Source organism: Streptomyces sp. YGL11-2, from assembly GCF_050054615.1.
Classification (GTDB): domain Bacteria; phylum Actinomycetota; class Actinomycetes; order Streptomycetales; family Streptomycetaceae; genus Streptomyces.
The window spans coordinates 39,064-53,811 of record NZ_JBNHIN010000033.1 but is presented as its reverse complement, the minus strand read 5'-3'; the positions used below and the strand labels follow the sequence as shown (position 1 = coordinate 53,811).

At 75.5% G+C, this 14,748-nt stretch carries 9 protein-coding genes; 4 read left to right on the top strand and 5 right to left on the bottom strand.

The features are described 5' to 3' along the window. Positions 1 to 53: 53 nt before the first annotated feature. On the bottom strand, positions 54 to 1,763 hold the full coding sequence (locus ACO1BR_RS29940) for a serine/threonine-protein kinase (RefSeq protein WP_426798221.1): 1,710 nt from the start codon (positions 1,761 to 1,763) through the stop codon (positions 54 to 56). A gap of 313 nt (positions 1,764 to 2,076) precedes the next feature. On the opposite strand from ACO1BR_RS29940, the gene ACO1BR_RS29935 reads away from it, so the two are divergent. Then, positions 2,077 to 4,293 carry a PIG-L family deacetylase gene (locus tag ACO1BR_RS29935; protein WP_426798220.1) on the top strand — a complete coding sequence of 739 codons (2,217 nt, stop codon included), beginning with the start codon at positions 2,077 to 2,079 and terminating at the stop codon, positions 4,291 to 4,293. On the opposite strand, the gene ACO1BR_RS29930 is transcribed toward ACO1BR_RS29935, so the two are convergent. Genes ACO1BR_RS29930 through ACO1BR_RS29920 form a run of 3 tightly spaced genes read right to left on the bottom strand, consistent with a single transcriptional unit; the run spans position 4,248 to position 8,518 of the window. Further along, positions 4,248 to 4,799 (bottom strand): GtrA family protein, encoded by a 552-nt coding sequence (locus tag ACO1BR_RS29930; protein ID WP_426798219.1) that lies wholly within the window; start codon positions 4,797 to 4,799, stop codon positions 4,248 to 4,250. The genes ACO1BR_RS29935 and ACO1BR_RS29930 overlap by 46 nt on opposite strands. Next, complete coding sequence (locus ACO1BR_RS29925; RefSeq protein WP_426798218.1) at positions 4,799 to 5,791, bottom strand: glycosyltransferase family 2 protein; 993 nt, start codon at positions 5,789 to 5,791, stop codon at positions 4,799 to 4,801. Before ACO1BR_RS29925 ends, ACO1BR_RS29930 begins: the two co-directional genes overlap by 1 nt. A 60-nt stretch (positions 5,792 to 5,851) precedes the next feature. Then, positions 5,852 to 8,518, bottom strand: a complete 2,667-nt coding sequence (locus tag ACO1BR_RS29920; protein WP_426798217.1) for a YfhO family protein — start codon at positions 8,516 to 8,518, stop codon at positions 5,852 to 5,854. Between the two features lie 129 nt (positions 8,519 to 8,647). Here ACO1BR_RS29920 and ACO1BR_RS29915 point away from each other — a divergent pair, with 129 nt between their 5' ends. Together ACO1BR_RS29915 and ACO1BR_RS29910 are read left to right on the top strand one after the other, a co-directional pair. Next, positions 8,648 to 10,645, top strand: coding sequence for a glycosyltransferase family 2 protein (locus tag ACO1BR_RS29915; protein WP_426798216.1), 1,998 nt, complete (start codon positions 8,648 to 8,650; stop codon positions 10,643 to 10,645). 457 nt (positions 10,646 to 11,102) lie between these two features. Then, positions 11,103 to 12,200 carry an alpha/beta fold hydrolase gene (locus tag ACO1BR_RS29910; RefSeq protein WP_426798215.1) on the top strand — a complete coding sequence of 366 codons (1,098 nt, stop codon included), beginning with the start codon at positions 11,103 to 11,105 and terminating at the stop codon, positions 12,198 to 12,200. Here the strand turns inward: ACO1BR_RS29910 and ACO1BR_RS29905 are convergent. Continuing rightward, positions 12,187 to 12,942: a TetR/AcrR family transcriptional regulator gene (locus tag ACO1BR_RS29905; RefSeq protein ID WP_426798214.1), complete on the bottom strand. Its 756-nt coding sequence runs from the start codon at positions 12,940 to 12,942 to the stop codon at positions 12,187 to 12,189. The two genes, ACO1BR_RS29910 and ACO1BR_RS29905, sit on opposite strands and share 14 nt — an antisense overlap. 170 nt (positions 12,943 to 13,112) lie before the next feature. On the opposite strand from ACO1BR_RS29905, the gene ACO1BR_RS29900 reads away from it, so the two are divergent. Continuing rightward, positions 13,113 to 14,687, top strand: coding sequence for a CocE/NonD family hydrolase (locus ACO1BR_RS29900; RefSeq protein ID WP_426798241.1), 1,575 nt, complete (start codon positions 13,113 to 13,115; stop codon positions 14,685 to 14,687). Positions 14,688 to 14,748: the final 61 nt, after the last annotated feature.

The window sequence follows — 14,748 nt, the reverse complement described above, 5'->3', positions numbered from 1 at the left end:
TCTGGGTTTTCCCCCCCCCCCCCCCGCCGCTGACGTCTCCCGGCGGGCGGCCGCTAGTTCTTCTTCCAGAGCGTCAGCCGGGTCGCGTAGTCCGGCATCTCGCTCTCGTGGTTGGGGCTCATCCCGGTGATCTCCAGCATGGCCAGGTTCCCGTCCGTGGTCTGCGTGCACAGCAGTGTGCCGACGTGGATGGTCTGCCCCTTGTCCAGCTCCTCGCGGCGCACCTTGTCCGGCAGCACGTCCGAGCGCGAGCCGTCCAGGCACGCCTGCGCCGTACGGGCGGTCGCCCGGCCCATGGGGGTGTGGAACTCCAGGCCGATGCCGGACACGCCGTTGTAGGTGATCTCGTACGGCGACATGTCGATCTGGGCGCCGGGGACCGCCTTCGGGACGTCTAGGTCGATGTTGTTGAAGCCCGCCTGGGAGGGGGCGCGCAGCGCGAACGGGCGGTCCTTGAAGACGACCTGGTAGCCGGCGTTCTGGTCCGGGGCGGCGCTCGGCGGGCCGGACTCGCCGCCGTGCCGGTGCGGGGGCGCGCTGGGGGTGTGCCGGGTGTCGGCCCGGATGTCGGAGCCGCCGCCGCGGGCCAGCGACCAGGTGACGGCGACCACGGCGATCAGCGCCACCACCGCGACGGCCGCCATCAGCGCGGGGCTGCGCCGCCGGCCCGGACCGGGCACGGGCGTGACGGGGCCGACGGTGGGCATCGCGTGCGGGCCGCTGTGAGGCGGGGGCACGGGCCCGGTGGCGGCCTGGGTCGGGGCGGCGTGCGGGCCCGTGCCCTGGGTGGGGGTGTAGCCGGCCGCACCCTGCGTCGGGGCGTGGTCGGGCGGCGGCGGTACGGGGCCCGCCGCCGGCTCCGGTATCTCCTGGGCGGCGCGCTCCCGCCGCGCGATCTCGGCGGCCAGGGCGTCCGGCAGCCAGCCGTCGAAGTCGCGCGGGCCGCGCCCCGACGCCCGCTCGCACAGCTCCGCCAGCTCGGCCGGCGCGGGCCGCTCCGCGGGGTCGGCGGCCAGGCAGCGGGTGAGCAGCGGGCGCAGCGCGTCCGGGTAGCCGCCGAGGTCCGGCGGCTGCTGCGCGGTGTTGGCGATCCGGGCGGCCACGGTGATGGCCGCGCCGTCCCCGTAGGGATGCCGGCCGGTCGCCGCGACGGCCGCGATCAGGCCCAGCGAGAAGAGGTCGGCGGCCGGTGTGACCTGCTCGCCGGCGGCGTGCTCGGGGGACATGTACTGCGGGGTGCCGATGAAGCCGCCGCTGCGGGTGAGCTGGGTGGCGTCGGCGGCGCGGGCGATCCCGAAGTCGATGACGTACGGGCCCTGCGGGCCGAGCAGGATGTTGCCGGGCTTGAGGTCGCGGTGGACGACCCCCGCGGCGTGCACCGCGGCCAGTGCGCCGGCCGCCGCGCCGACGAGCTGGAAGACGGCCGGCAGCGGCAGGGTACCGAAGCCGCCGAGCGCCTCGTCGAGCGGCAGGCCGGGGATGAACGCGGTGGCCAGCCAGGGGAGTTCGCCGCCGGTGTCGTGGTCGAGCACCGGCACGATGTGGTAGCCCTGCACCCGCCGGGCGGCCCGCACTTCCTGCTCGAACCGGCTGCGGAAGTCCGCGTCCTGGCCGAACTCCCGGCGGATGACCTTCAGCGCGGCCGGCTGGTTCCCGCGGGTCCGGGTCAGGTAGACCGACCCCATGCCGCCCTCGCCGAGCCGCGCCAGCAGCCGGTAGCCGGCCACCTCCCGCGGATCCTCGGCGCGCAGCGGTCTGAACACCCCGAAAGCGTTGTCGTGCGTGCTGATGCGAACCCACCCCCGGTCGAGAACTGACCGGGGGATCGTAACCGCCCCGGTCGTCCGGCGGAGCCGTCGGCCCGTCAACTCGGTGCCGGGCGGCGGGAATCCGGTCCGGGGCGGCGGGCCGGGTCGTGGGGCCGCGGCGACCGGCGGCCGTCCGGGACCCGGGGCGCCCGGCGGGGTGACGCGGCGTTGCGCCGTACGGGCGCGTCGCGCGGTGTTCCGCCCGGCGACGCACAACTGATGACCTGTCGGACGAGCGGGATCGCCGGTACCCGCAAATACTGAGCGTGTGCCACCGTCAGAACCGTCAGGACCACTGGTCTCCCGCCGCCGGATCCTCCAGGCCACCGGCGGCGCCGTTCTCGCGGCCACCGCGGGCGCCGGCGTCTGGGCCCGGCTCGCGCCCGACGGGCCGCCCGGCCCGGCCGAGTCCGCCGGTGAGCAGGACTCCACCGAGGAGCCGGACGACCAGGTGTTCGTGCACGTCATCGCGCACCCCGACGACGGGCTGTTCTTCATGAACCCCAACCTGGAGCAGGCCATCCGCAGCGGGGCGCGCACCGTCACGGTCTGCCTGACCGGCGGTGAGTCCGACGGCCGCAACGCCGCCCGCAGCAGCAGCCTGCACGACCGGGTGCCCGCCGACCGGGCCGCCTTCGCCCGCGCCCGGGTCAACGGGCTGCTGGCCGCGCACGCCCAGATGGCCGTCGGCGACCGGGAGGGACTGTGGGACGCGGAGGCGCAGCCCCTGCTGCCCGGCTTCCAGGTCGAGCTGCAGACGCTGCGCGCCGCCCCACAGCACCAGTTGATCTTCCTGGAGCTGGTCGAGGCCCGGGCGGTGTACTTGCCGCGCGCCACCAGCCTGCGCGGCCTCTGGCTCGGGGTGGTCGACGCGCTGCCCACGCTGCGCCCGGAGGGCAGCCCCGTGCTGCGCCAGTTCCGCTACACCCGCGACCAGGTCATCGACACCCTGGCGGCGGTGCTCGACCGGTACCGGCCCACCGTCGTACGCACCCTGGACCCCGACGCGGTGCACTCCCCCAAGGACCCGCCGCCCACCCGCGACCCGCGGCTGGCCGGGCTGCGCTACTACGACCACCAGGACCACACCGCCTCCGCCCACTTCACCCAGGCCGCGCTGGCCCGCTACTGGGGGCGCGGCCACCCCGGCGCGGCCATCGTGGAGAGCTACCTCGGCTACGAGCTGGGCGCGCTGCCCCGCGACCTCGACCCGGCCACCGTCCGCCGCAAGGCCGCGCTGCTGGACATCTACGGCTGGGCCGACCACCGGCCGTGCGCCGACCCGGCCGGTTGCGGCGACCGCAAGGTGGGCGGCACGGCCCTCCACGGCAGCCCGCGCAGCTGGACCCGCGGCACCCGGCTGCGCGCGCCCGGCTCCAACGCCTGGGTGCGGCCCACCCACGACGGCCGGCTGGCGGCGTTCGCGGTGCTGGGCGGGGCGGCGTACTGCTGGACGGAGAGCCGGCGGGGCAGCGGGCGGTTCGGCGGCCCGGTGCGGGTCGGCGGGGACATGCTGGAGGGGCAGCTCCATGTGGCGCGCCATCCGGACGGCACCCTCCAGCTGTTCGCCTCCCGCACGGTCCTGCCGGGTCCCGGCACCGACCACCGGCGCGAGGTGGTCACCGCGGTGCAGAGCGGGACCGGGCGGGACGGCGGGCCGGCGTTCGGGCGCTGGGCGTCGCTGGGCTCCCCGGACCGCGACCCGGTCCGCTCGCTGGAGATCGGCTTCCCGGCGGCGGTGGCCACCCCGGACGGCACGGTGCACCTGTTCGTGCGGACCTGGGACGGCGGCATCGGCTACCGCAGCGGGCCGTACGGCGGGCGGTGGTCGCCCTGGGACCGGCTGGAGGGTCCGGTCGGCACCCTCAACGGGTCGCCGCAGATCGTCGACGGGATCGATGTCTGCGTGGACTCCGACGGGCTGGTGCACCTGGTCGCGCCCAGCGCCCGGACCGTGCAGCACTGGGTGTCCAAGGAGGCCGGGCGGATGCCGCGGCCGGGCGCGGCCACCGGGCTGCCGGAGGCCGGCGGTCCGGTCAGCATCGCCCCCCTGGACGACGGCGTGGTCCGGATCGCCTACCGGCAGTCGGAGACCGCGCAGGTGCTGCTCGCCGAGCGGCAGGGGGCGCTCGGCGGCTGGCGGGTGTCCGGACAGTGCGAGCGGGTCGGCGGCTTCGGGCGGGTGGCGCTGGCACCGGTCGGGCCCGGCGACCGGATGGTGCTGGCTGCCCGGGACGACGCCGGCGACGTACGGGTGGCGATGGCGCAGGCCGCCCCCAAGCCCTGGCAGCGCTGCAGGCTGGCGCACTCGGCGGCGGCCGGTGTCGCCCCGGCCGCGGGCGGGCGGGCCGTCCTGGTCGCGCTGGGCAACGACGGCCGGCTGTACGCGTCCCGGCAGCAGACGATGGGGCAGACCGCGCCGTTCCAGGGCTGGCGGGCTCAGGCCGGCTCGCTGGAGCGGACCGGCGGCGACGCCCCGGACTGATCCGCGCGGTCGGCCCGGTCCGCCGGGTCCGACCGGTCCGCCGGGTCTTCCCCGTCCGCCGGGTCGGTCCCCTCCGCCGGGTCCGCGGGAACCGTCGAACCGCCCGCCGCAGTCCTGCGGGCCGGGGGCCGCAGGATCCGCCGGGAGACCACGAAGGTGGCGGGGATGGCCAGCAGCGCCGCCACCAGCGGCGCCACCGTGCTGCTCATCCCCAGCCAGCTCACCAGCACCACCAGGCCCGCGCTCTGCACCGCGTAGTTGGTGACCTGGGTCAGCGGGAAGAGCAGGAACTTCTTCCAGGTGGGGCGGGTGCGGTAGGTGAAGTAGGTGTTGAGGAGAAACGAGCCGACCAGGCTGAGGACGAAGGCCGCCGTGTACGCCGCGAAGTACGGCAGCAGCCGGTGCAGCGGCAGGTAACAGGCGTAGAACGTCACGGTGTTGATGCCGCCGACCACCGTGAACCGCACCACCTGGCCCCACGGGACCGTCGCGGGCCGACCGCGCATCAGCCGGTCCGCGAGCTGACAGCCGCGGTGCCGGACGGCGTGGGCGACCTGGCCGCGGCGGCGCTGGGCAGCGCCCCGTCGCTCTCCTTGACCAGGAAGTGCGGGCGCCGCTTGGTCTCGTAGTAGATCCGCCCGATGTACTCGCCGATCAGCCCGAGCATCACCATCTGGAGCCCGCCCAGGCCCACGATGATGGCCACCAGGGTGACGTAGCCGGGCGCGGTGACCCCGCCGACGACGGCCGCGCCGATGATCCAGAAGGTGTAGAGGGTGGCCAGCGACGCCAGGCTGAGCCCGGTGTAGATGGCGGCGCGCAGCGGGCGGCAGTTGAACGAGATCATCCCGTCGATGCCGTAGTTGATCAGCGAGCCGACCCGCCACTTCGTCTCACCGGCCTTCCGGGCGGCGTTGCGGTAGTCGAAGGTGACGGTCTCGAAGCCGATCCACGAGAACAGCCCCTTGGAGAAGCGGTTGTACTCGGGCAGCGAGATCAGCGCGTCCACCGCCTTGCGCGACAGCAGCCGGAAGTCGCCCGCGCCGTCGACGAGTTCGACGTCGACCCAGGTGTTGACGGCGCGGTAGTACAGGCGGCTCAGGGCGGTGCGCAGCCGACGGTCGCCGTCCCGGCTGCGCTTGGCGATCACCTGGTCGTGGCCGAGCTGGTAGAGGTCGAGCATCTTCTCGATGAACTCGGGCGGGTGCTGGAGGTCGGCGTCCATGATGATCACCGCGTCGCCGGTGGCCGCCTTGAGGCCGGCCAGCATCGCCGGCTCCTTGCCGAAGTTGCGGCTGAAGGAGAGGTAGCGGGTGGTGGCGCGGTGCTGGTGGGCCAGGGCCCGGAGCCGGGGGAGGGTCCCGTCGGCGCTGCCGTCGTCCACGTAGCACAGCTCGTAGTCCACCGCGAGGTCGCCGAGGACCGCGCGGACCTGTTCGTCGAAACGGCCTATGACGGCCTCTTCGTTGTAGCAGGGGACGACGATGGAGAGCTTCATGGGCGGGCCTTTTCGCCGGGGACCAGGGGACGGTCGAGGGCCGTCCCCTGGAAGTTCATTCTACGAATCTGGCGAAAACTCATGATTCGGGCGAATCGGTGGTATAGGGCGCCGGCGGGCCCGGCGGGCGGCCCCGGCGGCCACCGCGGCCAGCACCAGCACCCCCGCTCCGCTCGCCGCCAGCCCTGGTTTCAGGCCCTGCGGGACGTATGTGCACGACAGCCGGGACGCCTCCCGGCCCAGCGGGACGGCCAGCAGTCCGCCGAAGGACCGGGGCGCCCGGAGCGGCCCGCCGTCCACCGAACAGCCCCATCCGGCAACGGCGGGCAGCGCGAGAACGGCGGTGCCGCCGCTGCTCCGGGGCAGCGCGGCGGTCAGCGTGTGCCCGCCCGTGGTGAGCGTGACGGGGCCCCGCGCGGCCCGCACGGCCGCGGCCAGCCGGTCCGGCGCGACGCAGCCGAGCGCGTGCTCGGGGACGTACTGCCCGCCGTACCCGGTGAACCGTACGGACACCGCGCCGCCGGCCGGCACCGTGCCCAGCTGCCGCACCGGGTTCGCCGTCACGTCCCACCGTCCGTCGCCTCGGGTGGTCACGCCCAGCCCGCTGACCTCACCGGTGAACCAGGGCGCGTACCAGACGGCGGTGCTGCCCGGGGCGCACCGCGCGGCGAAGACGGTCCCCGCGCCCGCCGCCCGGCCGGTCCCCGCGGGCCGTGGTGCGGGCGGCAGCGTCCAGCCGCCCGGGGCCCGCTGCGGCGCCGGGCCCCCGGCGGGCGTCAGCCGCGGCACCTCGTAGACGGCGGCGCCCAGCGCCCGCTCCTGGCGGGCGAAGACGGTGTCCGGGCCGCCGCCCGGCCCCGGCAGCGGGCCCCGCCGGACGGTCAGCAGCGGCGCCGGCCGCTCGCGCCGCACCGTGTACCGGCCGCGCGGTCCGCCTCCCGGCGGCTCCGCGAGGTGGCTGCTGATCCCCATCAGCGCCTGCCCCACCGGGTCCTCGAAGCTCAGCGCGTGCCGGCCGCGGATGTACCAGCCGGCGCCCAGGCCGTGGAGCGCGTGGGCGGTGGCCGCGGGCACGTAGCTGCTGTAGTACGCGCCGCCCTCGCCGCCGATCAGCAGCGGATCGTTGTTGGCGAACTCGTGCGGCCCCGGATCCGTACGGGAGCGCGGCCAGTCGTCCCGGGCGGCCAGCCCCCGCCGGGTGGCCAGCGCCCCCGCGGTCAGCGTCAGCTTCGGCCGGAAGAACGGGATCTTGTCCCGGACGGCCGTCACGGAGAACGCGGTGTACGCCGAGCCGAGCACGACGGTGCCGGCCAGCACGGCGGTCAGCGCGGTCCGGGTCCGGCCCCGCGCGCCGGCGGGCAACGGCCCCGCGCACCGTGCCAGCCCCGTCAGCACCCCCAGCGTCACCGTGCCGCCGCCCGCCACCACGATCCACGTCGAGGGCCCCACCGCCCCCTGTCCGCGGCACCACCACGCCAGCACCGCCACCGCCGCCGCCCCCGCCCCCAGCTCCCCGGCCCGCGGCCGGTGCGCCAGCGCCAGCCAGGCGATCATCACCAGCACCCCGCTGAGCACGAAGGCGGCGCGGAACGCGCTCCCGTTGGGCAGGGCGAAGCCGTGCCACAGCAGGATCGTCGGCCTCCAGACGAACGAGGCGCCGATCGCCGCCGCCAGCGCCGTCCACCCGATCCGCGTCCGTACCGGCACCGCCCGCACGAACGGGAAGGCCGCCACCAGCAGAAGCCCCAGCACCCCGATGAAGACGTTGGGTGCCGGTACCCCGCCGTGCCCGCCCGGCAGCAGCTGCGCCAGCAGGGTCGCCAGCGGTGGCCGGCCCCGGTAGACCGCCTCGGGCGGCGGCTGGGCGGCCCGGCTCGCCTGGAGGGTGACGGTCAGCACCGGCGCCGCGAGCAGCACGCCGACCGCCGCCATGGAGGCGGCCCGCCCCACCACCCGCAGCCGCCCGCCCGGCGGCAGATCGCGGGCCGTCGCCAGCCGGAGCGCCAGTACGAGCCCGGTCGCCAGGGTGGCCATGGCCGCCGTGTAGAAGTTCCCCGCCCAGGCGGCGGCGACCAGCAGCGTGCCCGCCACCCACCGCACCCGCCGCAGGCACCAGTCCGCCGCGATGCCGGTCAGCGGCAGCGAGACCAGCCCCCACATCCACATCGGATCGGCGTACCCGTCGTTCAGCACCCACGCGCACAGCCCGTACCCGACCGCCAGCAGTGCCCGCAGCGCGCCGGGCCCCGGATGCAGCCGCCCCAGCAGGACGGTCATCAGCGCGGCGCCCAGCCCGATGCTCAGCAGCGTCACCAGGAACACCGGCAGGTCCACCAGGGCCCGCGGGAACAGCCCCACGAGCCAGGAGAACGGATTCATGAGATACGTGAAGAAGTCCGCCAGGAACGGGACGCCGTACCCACTGCCCCAATTGAAGAACAGGTCGCCGTGCCCGGTCCCGTGCATCAGGTCCCACAGCCGGGCGTGGAAGGGCACGAACTGATTGCCCAGATCGTTGACCGCACGGGAGCGCGCGCCGAACGGATAGCTGCCGTAGACCGCCAGCGCCAGGCAGTACGCCCCCATGGACAGCAGCGCCGCGAGCCCCGGCGCCGCGGCCCGCCGCAGCGCCCTGCCGGCCGGTGTGGCGCTCGACCCGATGGGCGACCCCAGGGCAACCTTCGGGCTCCGGACCCCCTCTTGGGGTGCGGAAGGCGTCGGGTTCACCGGCACTCCTCCAAGTCGGCAGACAGTCAACGACCGTTATATAGCTGGATGTCCCAATAGTCCGCTTTACTCCGATGGGGGCGAGGTAGGGCGAGGTCCCGCAGGAAACGAACGGAGGCCACGGTTCCCGTGTCCGACAACTCCGACCACCCCGCGACCGGGGCCCATACCGGCCCGGCCCCCACGGCACCGGCCGTCACCGTGATCGTGCCGGTCCACAACACCCGCCGCTACCTGGACCGCAGCCTCGGCTCGGTCTTCACCCAGACGCTCGACCAGCGCCGCATCGAGATCATCGCGGTCGACGACGGCTCCACCGACGACAGCGCCGCCTGGCTGGAGGAGGCCGCCCGCGCCCACCCCAACCTCACCGTCGTCCGCCAGCCGGCCTCCGGCGGCGCTGGCCGGCCCCGCAACGTCGGCCTGGACCGCGCCACCGGCGAGTACGTCTTCTTCCTCGACTCCGACGACCACCTCGGCACCGAGGCGCTGGACCGCCTCGTCCGGACGGCCGAGGAGCACGGCTCCGACATCGTCTACGGCCGCATCGTCGGCGCGGGCGGCCGCGGCGCCCCCGTCGACCTGCGCACCTCCTCCGCCCGCGTCTCGGTCTTCGACTCACCCGTCTACTGGACCCTGGCCGCCTACAAGCTCTTCCGCCGCTCCTTCATCGAGGAGCACCGGCTGCGCTTCGTCGAGGGCCGGCTGCTCGGCGAGGACCTGCCCTTCGGCATCGCCGCCCTGCTCCGCGCCGGCACCGTCTCGGTCCACGCCGACTACGACTGCTACTACCTGCACGGCCGCGAGGACGACAGCAACGCCTCCCGCCAGGACCTCGACTGGCCCGAATACCTCGGCTACATCGGCACCGTCCTCGACGGCCTCGCGGCCGAGGTCCCACCCGGCCCGGACCGCGACAAGCTCCTGGTCCGGCACTTCCACGGCGAGATACTCATGCCGTTCGCGGCCGCCTACCTCGCCCGCGACGAGACCGGCCGGCGCGCCATGGCCGACGCCGCCCGCCCCCTCGTCGAGCGCTACCTCACCGACGGCGTCCTCGCCGCCCTCCCGCCCCGGCTCCGGCTGCGCGCCCACTGCCTCCGCGCCGGCCTCGACACCGAACTCGCCGCGATCCTCCGCGCCGACACCGGCACCGAACCCGGCCCGCCCCGCATCACCGAGGGCCGCGCCTACGCCGCGTACCCCTACTTCCGCGACGCGGACCACCCCATACCGGACGCCCTCTACGACCTCACCGACCGCATCGGCATACAGCAGCGCCTGACCGGCGTCGCCTGGGTCGGCGGCGTCCTCCACCTGCACGGCACCGCCACCCTCCCCACCCTCGGCGCCGACACCGTCGACATCCTCCTCCGCCGCAGCGGCGCCCAGCTCACCGTCCGCGCCGACCACGCCGACGGCCGCTGGCACGCGGCCCTCGACCCGGCGACCGCGGCCGGCGGGGAACCGCTGGCCGACGGCATCTGGGGGCTGAAGGTGGCGGTCACCGCCCTGGACCACGGCGCGCCGCCCGCCACCCCGGCGGGCCCGCGGTCCGAAACGTCCGACGAGAGACCCGAGGCCCCCGGCAGGAGACCCGGAGCGCGTCCCGAAGCCTCCGGCGTACGGCGGGAAGCCTGGCTCTGCCCGGAGACCGGGGAGGAGGGCACCGACCTGGCGCCGCGCATCATCAGCCACGGCCCCGAAGGCCCTACCGTCGCCGCGCTCTTCCTCTCCACGCCGCACGGCCACCTCCACCTCGACCTGGACCACGACGGCGCCCGCCGGCCGCTCGGCGCCGACCTGCACGGCAGCGCCACCCGCACCCGCCTCGGCCGCGCCACCCTCGCCGCGGGCCTCACCCTCCCCGGCTGCCCCGCCGACGCCGACCTCCAGCTGATCCTCCGCGACGCCACCCGCACCGTGGCCCTGCGCACCACCGTCGAACGCGCCGCCGGCGACCGCTACCGCGCCCACTCCCGCTTCCGCGGCGGCCCGCCCGGCACCTGGCGCGTCGCCCTCCGCCTCACCGTCGGCGCCCTGCGTCGCGAACTCCCGGTCCGCGCCCCGGACGGCCGCACCCCCTTGACCCTCACAGTGCCGCGAAGGCCGGGGCGCCGGGGGTGAAGGACGGGGGCGGGCCCCACCCGAGGAGGGACGGCCGCGGCGGTGCGCCGCACGCGCCACCCGGCTGTCGCGTGGGGTGTTTCGTGGCGCGGTGGCGGGCGAGCGGCACGACGTAACCACCAAGGCCCCTGTATCCGCAGCCGGGTTCAGGTCCCGAGCCGCCAACGCCATGCGGACCGGAGCGCGGACGGCTGCGGCACTCACGGGCCTGCGGCACTCACGGGCGTGCGGGGCAGGGCCTCGGTGCGGCCCGGGCGTCCGTGCGCATGAGCCCAAGTCGGCCGACCGGCAGGGGTGTTGCTCCTCCGGGCGTGGACACGTGGGTTTCACCGGCCCTTCCCGGCTCGGGTGGGTGCCCGGCTGCGTCCCTGTCGTGTTCTTGACGCGTTTCCCGCACTTCGCGGCGAGCATTGTTCTATAAAAGCTATAACAATGCTTCAACTCGCAGGGAGATCTCATGCGTTCGCGAACCCCCAGGCGCGGCAGGACGCTCGCCGTACTCCTGGCGGCGGTCGCCGTCGCCACGGCCGGGCCGGTGTCAGGCGTGGCCGAGGCGTCCGCGGCTTCCCGAGCCGCCCTCTTACCCGCCGTGGACCGCGAGGTCCGCTTCACCGCGGACGGCACCACGGCCTACGGCACGGTGCACATCCCCGCCCACCACGCGGGCCGCGGACTCGCCGCGGCGCTGCTGATACCCGGCAGCGGCCCGACCGACCGCAACGGCGACGAGCCGGGCGGCTTCACCCCGCACACCCTGGCCCTGATGGCCGGTGTCCTCGGTGAGGACGGCGTGATGAGCCTGCGGTTCGACAAGTACGGCACCGGGCGGACGGGGCTGGGCGGGCGGCACAGCGCTCCCGACATGGCCGCCTACACCCGCCAGGCGGTGGCTGCGTACGACGCCCTGCGGGCCCAGCCGGAAGCCGACCTGGACGCGCTGCTGGTGGTCGGGCACAGCGAGGGCGGCCTTCAGGCCCTGCTCGTCGACCGCGCCGTGCGGGCGAAGCCCGCCGGGCTCGCACTGATCGCCCCGCAGGACCTGCGGCTGCTGGACATGCTCGACGACCAGTTGGCGGCCGACCTGGACCGGGCGGTCGCGGCCGGGCAACTCACCGGGCGGCAGGCACAGTTGAACAAGACGGGCGTGGCCCGCGCCATCGCGGACTTCCGTGCCGGGCGCCCGGTGGACACCTCGGGGCTGCTGCCGTCCCTGTCCGCCCTCCTCAACGGCGTGTTCGGCCCGGTCAACGCGGACTTCGTCCGCAGTGACGACGCCGTCTACCCGCCGTCCGTCGCCCGGGGCGTCGCGCGCGGCACGCGTACGCTCGTCACCTGCGGCACGGTCGACACCAACGTGCCCTGCCGCACCACGCCGCCTCTGCTGTCGGCCCTCGCCGCGGCCCGTACCACCGGTCCCGGGCTACGGGTCCTGCCCGGAGTCGACCATCTGCTCCACCCCGCCGGGACCCCGGTCGACGACCCGGTGATCGCCCCGGCCGCGCGGCGGGCCCTGCACGACTTCGTCCGCCCCTGGCGGCAGGTCACGGCGGGCTGAGAACCTCGCCCCCGCCCGCCCCGGGTTCCGTGTCCAGCCCGTCCACCAACCGGTCCAGGAAGCGGGCGAAGGCCGTCTCCGGCGTCGGCGGGCGGCCCGGGGCGGCGAGCGCGGCGGCGAGTTCCGGGTGGTGGCCGTCGGCGGCGACGGCGGCGAGGTAGCGGGCCTCGGCGGCGGCGCGGTCGGGGGAGCGGTCGGCGGACCGGGTGAGTTCGTGGCCGACGTACGAGGCGACGAAGCCGGTGAGGAGGCTGAAGACCTCCAGCTTGGCGGCGCCGTCCAGCTCGGCGGGGCGGAGGGCGGCCAGGGCGCGCTCCAGGAAGGCCAGGGTGTGCGGGCCGAGGGTCCGGCGGCTGCTCAGGGCGGCCGGGAGCCACGGGTGCCGGTGCATGTGGGCGCGCTGGAGCCGGGCGATGTGCTTGAGGTCGGTGCGCCAGTCGCCGGTGAGCGGGTCCGTCAAGGGGAGTTCGGCGGAGACGTGGTCGACCATCAGCTCCAGCAGCGTCTCCTTGTCGGGCGCGTAGCTGTAGAGCGACATCACGCCGGCGCCGACCTGCGCGGCGACGCGCCGCATGGTGACCGCGTCGAGTCCATCGGCGTCGGCGAGTGCGACGGCCGCCGCGGTGATCGCCTCGCGGCTGAAGGCGGGGCGGCGCCCGCGCCGGGGCCGGTCGGGCGTCGGCCAGAGCTGCTCGGGGTCGACGGGCGCGGCCTGCGGTCGGTCGCCGCGGGGTGCGGGCACGGGCTTGGCGTTCCTCTCTCGTCGGTGCGGCTCGTGAGCCGTCCGTCCCATCCAAGCAGCCCTTCACGCATCGATTATTCTCGTACACAGTACGAGAATGCCTGCGATGGAGGGGGATGGCGATGAACGGTCGGGCGGGGGGCGGGAAGCCACCGCGGGCGTCGCGGTGGATGCGGGCGGCATGGCGGAGGGTGCCCGCCGGGAGGTACGCGGTGGGGTGCGAGCAGGGACTGGTGGCGCCGGCCGCCGACGGCAGCCCGCTGCTGACGGACCATTACTTCCCGTGCGCGGAGAGAGAGTTCCCCACACTGCTGGTGCGCTCCCCGTACGGGCGGGGGCTGCCGTGGTCGCCGCTCTACGGGATCCTCTTCGCCGAGCAGGGGTTCCATGTGGTGGTGCAGAGCTGCCGCGGGACCGGGGGATCGGGCGGCGCGTTCCATCTGTGGCGCAACGAGGCCGCGGACGGCCGGGCGGCGGTGGCGTGGCTGCGGGAGCAGCCGTGGTTCACCGGTGTGCTGGGCACGATCGGGCCGAGCTACCTGGGGTACACGCAGTGGGCGCTGGCGGCCGAACCGCCCCCGGAACTGCGGGCGATGGTGGTCCAGGTCGGGCTCCACGATCCAGCCGCGTACTTCCACGGTGGCGGGGCGTTCCACCTGGAGAACGCCCTCGTCACCGGCATCGGCATGACGTACCAGCACCGCGGGACGGTGCCCTTCCTGCGCGCGGCGCTGCGGCTGGGACGCCGGCTGCGCAGGGTGGACGCCTCATCCGTGGCGGGTCTGTTGGACGAAGTGCCGTGGCTGGCCGAGGTGTTGGCGCATCCGGACGCCGATGACCCGTACTGGCGCGGGGCGTCCATGGCGGCGGTGGCGGAGCGGCTGACCGTGCCCACCGCCCTGATCACCGGGTGGCACGACGTGCTGGCTGGGCAGGCTCTGGCGCAGTTCGGGCGGTTGCGGCGGGCCGGGTGCGACACCGCGCTGCTCGCCGGCCCCTGGACGCACCACTCGGCGTTGCAGCAGGGCTGGCCCGAGGTGTTCGCCGAGAGCCTCGGCTGGCTGCGGGCGCACCTGTGCGGGGACCGGTCCGGGCTGCGCCCCACACGCGTACGGGTGCACGTCGGCGGCGAGCGGGAGACATGGCGGGATCTTGCGGACTGGCCGCCGGCCCCGGACCGGGTGAACTCCTGGTTCCCGGCCCCGGGCGGGCGGCTCGTGCGGCGGGCCCCGGCGGGCTCCGCACCGCCGGCGTCCTTCCGGTACGACCCGGCCGCGCCGCCCCCGTCGCTCGGCGGGCCGCTGCTGTCCCGGGGCGCCGGGCCCCGCGACAACCGTGCGCTGGAGGCCCGGGAGGACGTGCTGACGTTCACCGGCGAGCCGCTGACCGGGCCCGTGGACGTCCTCGGCCCCGTCGCGGCGCGGCTGCGGCTCACCGTCGAGGGCGGCGGACGCGCCGATGTCTTCGCGCGGCTGTGCGACGTGGACGCGCAGGGCCGGTCGGTCAACGTGTGCGACGGGCTGGTGCGGCTGCGATACGTGGGCGAGGCGGCGGAGGCAGCGGAGGCGGGGCGGGAGCCCGTGGAGATCACGGTGCCGATGGGCTCCACCGCGCACCGCTTCGCCGCCGGGCACCGGGTGGGGTTGCAGGTGAGCGGTGGCGCCTATCCGCGCTACGCCCCGGATCCCGGCGTCGGCCCGGTGCGCGTCACCCTCCACAACGGCTCGGCGCTGACGGCGGGTTGAGCGGGGCGGCGGGGCCGCCTGCGGGGCGGCCCCGCCCACCAAAGAGCCCGGGGGGGCGGGC